The organism is Aurantibacter sp., assembly GCF_042094015.1.
GTDB lineage: Bacteria > Bacteroidota > Bacteroidia > Flavobacteriales > Flavobacteriaceae > Aurantibacter.
This window is the reverse complement of sequence record NZ_JBELDZ010000033.1, coordinates 20624-27128: the sequence shown is the minus strand read 5'-3', so window position 1 is coordinate 27128 and position 6505 is coordinate 20624. Positions and strand designations below refer to the sequence as shown.

The window sequence follows — 6505 nt, the reverse complement described above, 5'->3', positions numbered from 1 at the left end:
TATAAGTCCAAATGAACTAACACCTGGGGTGTATGAATATGATACAAGTACTGGTTTTTTACCAAATAATAATTCATGGGAGTATACGTCTAGTCCGAATCAAAGTGACTTTTTTTCATCAATAATTTCAGGAGCTGAAAGATTACCTAATGGAAACACTTTAATATGTGAAGGTACAAAAGGTAAAATTTTTGAAATAAATCAAGCAAAAGAAATAGTTTGGGAATATATAAATCCAGACACAAACACTGGTATATTAACACAAGGAGATTCTCCATCAGGTAATTTTGTTTTTCGTGCTAAAAAAATTGCATTAGATCACCCTGCTTTAACAGGTAGAGATTTAACAGCTACAGGTACAATAGAAACAAATATCACAGCACCAACTTGTACCTTACTAAATATCAATGAATTTGATTTAACAAATCTAAAAATCTATCCAAATCCAACAAATGGCTTAGTAACAATAGAAAGTAAATATGACATAGACAAAATAGAAGTTTATAATATTTATGGAAAGTTAATAAACACTTATAAAGGAAAGAGAAACATAGCGCTTAATAATTTAAATTCAGGGATTTACCTGTTAAAAATATACAGTGGTAATACAACTTCTATTAAAAAAATTATTAAGCAATAAACTTGACTTATTAATTAAACAGCCTAATTTATGTTAGGCTGTTTTTTTATACATTTGTCTTATGGAAAAAAGCACACAAATTTTTGGTATTAGAGCTATTATTGAAGCTATTAATTCAAATGAAGCTATTGATAAATTATTCTTGCAAAAAGGGTTGCAAGGCGATTTATTTAAAGAGCTAGAACAATTAATAAAGACCAAACGTTTAAATGCATCTTATGTTCCTGTAGAGAAGTTAGATAAATTAACGAAGAATAATCATCAAGGTGCAGTAGCAAAAATTGCTCCAATTACATTTCAAGATTTAGAAACACTTTACGAATCAGTTATCACCAAAAAAGATAAACCTATTTTTTTAATTTTAGATCAATTAAGTGATGTAAGAAATTTTGGTGCAATAATACGTACAGCAGAATGTACAGGAGTTGATGGTATTATTATTCAGAAAAAAGGTGGTGCTCCAGTAAATGGTGATACTATAAAGACAAGTGCTGGTGCAGTATTTAAAATGCCAATTTGTAAAGTAGATCACGTTAAAGATGCGTTATTTTTCTTTCAAGCAAACGAAGTAAAAGTAATTGCTGCTACAGAAAAAACTGATCAAACTATTTACGATATTTCATTTAACGAACCTTGTGCTATAATAATGGGTTCTGAAGGAAAAGGAATTAATCCATCTGTTTTAAAATTAGCTAATGAAAAAGCAAAGCTTCCTTTATTGGGCGAAATAGAATCTTTAAATGTTTCTGTAGCTTGTGGTGCTTTTCTTTATGAAGCTTTAAGACAAAGGCTCTAATTTGAAATAAATAAAATTACTCTTCAAGTTTATTAGGTTTAAATTTGTATATAAAAGTGTGATGTTTTGGTAAAGTCGAAGTTGTATCAGTTAAAGATCTCTCCTGCTCTACTTCTTCTATTAACACTTCTGGTTCAAGCTCAAAAAAATAACCATTCTCATCAAACTGTCTTAAAAAAGGATCATCTTCTGCATTAAAAGAAGGTTGTTCCCATTCATAAAGTTTAGGTTTTTCTATTTTTCGATTAAACACTAAAGCAAAAAATAACCCAACAACAAATCCACTTAAATGTCCTTCCCAAGAAACACCTTCTTTTATTGGAATAGTATACCAGATCATACTTCCATACAAAAAAACCACCACTAAACTTAAAGCAATAAGTCTATAGTGTTTTGTTAGAATTCCTTTAAAAAATATAAAACTAAATAAGACATATATCAATCCACTTGCACCTATATGGAAAGATGGCCGACCTATACTCCAAGTTAAAAGTCCAGATAAAATTACACCTGTAATAACAACTTTAGTTGCGATTTTTGGATAAAAGAAATACAGGCTAGAACCTAAAACTAATAAAGGAATAGTATTACTATATAAATGAGAAATATTAGAGTGAATAAATGGCGAACAAATAATACCAACTAAACCTTTAAATTCTCTTGGATATATTCCAAAAGAGTTGAAATTAAGACCATATCTAATCTCTATTGAAAAAATAAGCCACAACAATACAACACCAATAATTGGAATACTTAGAGTTTTAAATAATAAATCGAAAAATTCATCTTTCATAGAATCTATTAGTCAAATAATAGTCCAATAAATTACAAAATGAAATATTGTCAGATAGAAATACTACAATAAATTTCTTAATTTTGAATATGAATACACCATTAGCAGAACGTTTACGTCCAAAAACACTTGAAGACTATATCAGTCAAAACCATTTGGTTGGTAAAAATGGAACTTTATCTCAAATTATATCTCAAGGAATTATTCCTTCTATGATACTTTGGGGTCCGCCAGGAACAGGAAAAACAACTTTAGCTAATATCATTGCAGAAACTTCTAAACGTCCATTTTATCAATTAAGTGCTATAAATTCTGGTGTTAAAGATATTAGAGACGTTATAGATAAAGCAAAACAAAGTGGTGGTTTATTCACAACAAAAAATCCTATTCTGTTTATAGATGAAATTCATCGATTTAGTAAATCGCAACAAGATTCTTTATTACAAGCTGTAGAAAAAGGTTGGATTACTTTAATTGGTGCAACTACAGAAAATCCGAGTTTTGAAGTTATTTCTGCATTATTATCGCGTTGTCAAGTTTATATTTTAGAAGCTTTTAATAAAAATGATTTAGAAGCTATTTTAAAGCGTGCAATTAAAGAAGATGAGTATTTATCTAAAAAGAACATTAACTTAAAGGAAACAAAAGCTCTATTGCGTTTATCTGGTGGCGATGGACGAAAACTTTTAAATAATTTTGAATTAGTCATAAACGCCATAAATTCTGATACCATTGAAATTACTGATGATTTAGTTTTTGAACATATTAAAAATAGTTCGGCAACATACGATAAGGCAGGTGAACAACATTACGATATTATTTCGGCTTTTATAAAATCTATTCGTGGAAGCGATCCAAATGCTGCACTATATTATTTAGCACGAATGATTGAAGGCGGAGAAGATGTAAAGTTTATTGCAAGACGTTTAATTATTTTAGCTAGTGAAGATATTGGAAATGCAAATCCTACGGCTTTAGTTATGGCAAACACAACGTTTCAATCTGTTTCTGTAGTTGGTTTTCCTGAATCTAGAATTATATTAAGTCAATGTGTTACTTATATGGCTTGTTCTGCAAAAAGTAATGCTGCTTATATGGCTATTTCAGAAGCACAAAAAGCAGTGAAAGAAACCGGAGATTTACCAGTACCTTTAAGTTTACGCAATGCACCAACAAAACTTATGAAAGAGATTGGTTATGGAGAAAACTACGGCTATTCGCACAATGCAACAAATAATTTTATTCATCAAGAGTTTATGCCAGAAGCTATAGCAAACACAACATTTTATAAACCTGGAGAAAATATTAGAGAACAAGCTCAAAGAGATTTTTTAAAAACACGCTGGAAAGAAAAATACGGTTACTAAACTATATTTAGAAACCGTATTTAGACTTATTTATATTTAAAAATTACTTCTCGAATTCTATTTCTAATGCTTTTATTTCCATTTTAGTTTCATCTCTAGAAACTAAATGCCATAAATCATTTTCTTTAAAACATAACATTTTATCCTTATTTTTTACTTGATCAACTAAAAAAGTGTCTTGTTTTCCTGTGCTGTAAAAAACAAAATATAGCACACCATTTTCATCTACAATATTATAATCTTCCCAACCAATTTTTTGTCTTTTCTTAGCATAAAATTTAGTTGGCAACTTTCCTTCTTCCTCTTTAGTTTTTAGAATTTTTTCTTCAACAACTTTATTTAGTACTACTTTTTCCTCATTTTCAGGAATAGAAACTTCTTTAATTATTTTGGTAGTTGTTGTGGTTATTATTGTAGAATCATTTACAATAGTTTCAGTAATTTTTTCAATGCTATTTTGCTCTTTATCTGATATAGTTTCAGACTCATCATATTTGTAATTCAAAGTAGATAAGTGTTCTGCTGCAGCTCTTAAAGCTTCATTATAAGCCACTTTATAACTTTTAGATCTAGATGCACCAAATGGCGATGTATAAACAACTTCACCTCTACAATCTTTTAATTGTAGTGCGACCTTAGTTTTAAACATATTAGACTCTTTAACTACATCCGCAAAAAGATTTATACAGTTATTATTTAAGGCTTCTTCTGGCACATCTTTTTTTCCAAGATATGAATTGAATCCATTTTTCTTTAGTAGGAAATTAGTTAAACCATTTAGTCTGTATTGATCTGCTTCTTTTAAAAATTCAAACTTTTCTGGGACTAAAACATATTTATATTTATTAACGTTTTGTGCATAAATACTTGTCGTTAAAAAAAGACAAATCACTAGTAAGATATTCTTCATTATAAATGTTTTTTTAGTTGTAATAATTGATCTATTGTTATAATATTAGGTAAAGTACTTTCTTTTTTAGGATTGAAATATATGGCTTTTAGTCCTATATTTAAAGCGCCTTCTATATCTGCTTCTAAACTATCTCCAATCATAATACTATTTTCAACTTTAGTATTTGCTTTATTGATAGCATAATTAAAAATATCTGGATTAGGTTTTTTAACACCAACAGTTTCTGCATCTGTTAAGGTTTTAAAATATGGAGCTAAGCCAGATTTATTCATTTTATTATCTTGTACATTACTAAATCCATTGGTTATAATATGCAAATTATAATTAGGTTTTAAATATTCTAAAATATCTAATGTACCATCAAACAAGTAGTTGTTATCAGACAAATATGTTATATAATCTTCTGATAACTGATGAATCAAATTATCTGACGCAAAATAATTTACACCTTCTAAAACTTCTTTTAATCTACGGTAACGCAAATCTTTTTTAGAAATTTTCTCTTCCCTAAAAAGTTTCCAAAATTTAAGATTTGTTGGTTCATATATTTTAATAAAATCGTCTAAATTTATTTGAACCTTGTGCTTTTCAAAAATATATTTAAAAGTTAGCTTAGAGTTTTTATCGAAATCCCAAAGTGTATGATCTAAATCAAAAAACACATCGGTTATAGTGTTTTTAGTCATTTATTATTTGTTTAAAAAGGCTTTTAAAATGAATCCATTGCAACTCGTCTGAAAACGTATAATTATGAAAAACCGGAATAAAAGTTCCATTTACTTTTTTAATTTCATTCACTAATTGTGCCACTTTTTGCTGCTTATCTAATAAAGAATTAGTTTTTAACAACGCATAATCTAGCATTTGGTAGCTGTTAATTTTTAAAGGTGTTTGTATTTCGAAATCTAAATCATAAAAAAGAAAAGGTGAACAAGTTCCTGCTCTAAAACCTAAATAATCTATATATCCCATTGTATAATCTTCTGGAATTTCTAACTCGACTAAATTCCTATAAGCTTCCGGTAAATTAACCTTAGAGAACGATTGTCTAGATCCTATTATATTTTTATTCGTAATTAATTCTAAGCGTTTTTTCTCTTTCTTTAATTCTGAAATAGAACTTAATGCTTCATAAGACGTTTTTAATCCAATAGAGCAATAATCGCTTATATGTTTTATTAATGAAACGTAATACTGATTTTGAACACTTATGGTTTTATCATGCGAAGAATAATCGCCTACTAGAAAGAAAAACAAGAATTTTGATTTCGATTTTTTTTGACGATTTATAATGTATTTATAAGTATTGTAACTATCCCTTTTAAACCCTAAAAGCACAGAAATTCTAAGATAAACATCCTTAATTTTAAAATTTAGAATATCTTTTACAAATCCTGTTAACGAATTAAAAAAACCGATATGTTTATGCTTAAACGCTAAAGGAACATCTATTACAGGTTTTACTTTATATGTTTTCTCTTGAAATTCAAAATCTGGAAATTTTTCTTGTAAAGCTTTTTTAAACCTATTTGCCCAAATATCTACTACCGGCTGATGTAAAAAATCATTTTGAAAAGCTAAACTTTCCGTTGCCATAAAACGACCATATTCATCTTTTACGTGTGGTAAATACTCTTCGTATCTAGACAACAAATAAAACGTTGCAGAGAAAATATCAAATGGTAAATGACTTAATTCTCCATTTATAAAAAAGCATTTGGTGTCTTCCCATTTATAAACCTTAAACTCTAAATCGTTAAGTCCATTTTCAAATAACAAATCGTGCGAACGCACAAAAAACTCATTACCCAAAGGTTGCTTTGCGTAAGACATTTTTAAACTATCATGCGCAATAAAGTCTTCTATTGTAGACGTAAAACTAACAGAAATGCCTAAAATACGCGTACATACTTGCTTAAAAGTATATTTTACTCTTGGCGTAATTTGTGGCGTATAGACTAATAACATAGTAGTTCTTTATTCTGGAAGTAAAAGT

Annotated in this window: 7 protein-coding genes; 3 read left to right on the top strand and 4 right to left on the bottom strand. The window is 28.4% G+C overall.

The window, feature by feature from the left end; all coding sequences use genetic code 11:
• On the top strand, window positions 1-640 hold a 640-nt coding region (locus tag ACFDSN_RS06690), incomplete at its 5' end, for a T9SS type A sorting domain-containing protein (RefSeq protein ID WP_375239068.1).
• A 61-nt stretch (window positions 641-701) separates the two neighbouring features.
• Window positions 702-1436 carry a 23S rRNA (guanosine(2251)-2'-O)-methyltransferase RlmB gene (gene rlmB / locus ACFDSN_RS06685; RefSeq protein ID WP_375239067.1) on the top strand — a complete coding sequence of 245 codons (735 nt, stop codon included), beginning with the start codon at window positions 702-704 and terminating at the stop codon, window positions 1434-1436.
• 16 nt (window positions 1437-1452) lie between these two features.
• Here rlmB and ACFDSN_RS06680 read toward each other — a convergent pair whose 3' ends face one another.
• Window positions 1453-2229, bottom strand: coding sequence for a rhomboid family intramembrane serine protease (locus ACFDSN_RS06680; RefSeq protein WP_375239066.1), 777 nt, complete (start codon window positions 2227-2229; stop codon window positions 1453-1455).
• Window positions 2230-2318: 89 nt separating this feature from the next.
• Between ACFDSN_RS06680 and ACFDSN_RS06675 the strand changes: the two genes are divergently transcribed.
• Window positions 2319-3596 carry a replication-associated recombination protein A gene (locus ACFDSN_RS06675; RefSeq protein WP_375239065.1) on the top strand — a complete coding sequence of 426 codons (1278 nt, stop codon included), beginning with the start codon at window positions 2319-2321 and terminating at the stop codon, window positions 3594-3596.
• Window positions 3597-3639: 43 nt separating this feature from the next.
• Here ACFDSN_RS06675 and ACFDSN_RS06670 read toward each other — a convergent pair whose 3' ends face one another.
• From ACFDSN_RS06670 to ACFDSN_RS06660, 3 genes are read right to left on the bottom strand one after another with little or no spacing between them, the layout of a single operon-like run.
• Window positions 3640-4506, bottom strand: coding sequence for a hypothetical protein (locus ACFDSN_RS06670; protein WP_375239064.1), 867 nt, complete (start codon window positions 4504-4506; stop codon window positions 3640-3642).
• Complete coding sequence (locus tag ACFDSN_RS06665) at window positions 4506-5195, bottom strand: YjjG family noncanonical pyrimidine nucleotidase (RefSeq protein WP_375239063.1); 690 nt, start codon at window positions 5193-5195, stop codon at window positions 4506-4508. Before ACFDSN_RS06665 ends, ACFDSN_RS06670 begins: the two co-directional genes overlap by 1 nt.
• The gene (locus ACFDSN_RS06660) at window positions 5188-6477 is read right to left on the bottom strand and encodes a polysaccharide deacetylase family protein (RefSeq protein WP_375239062.1); all 1290 of its coding nucleotides are present in this window, start codon (window positions 6475-6477) and stop codon (window positions 5188-5190) included. The genes ACFDSN_RS06665 and ACFDSN_RS06660 overlap by 8 nt, the downstream gene beginning before the upstream one ends.
• Between the last annotated feature and the right edge of the window lie 28 nt (window positions 6478-6505).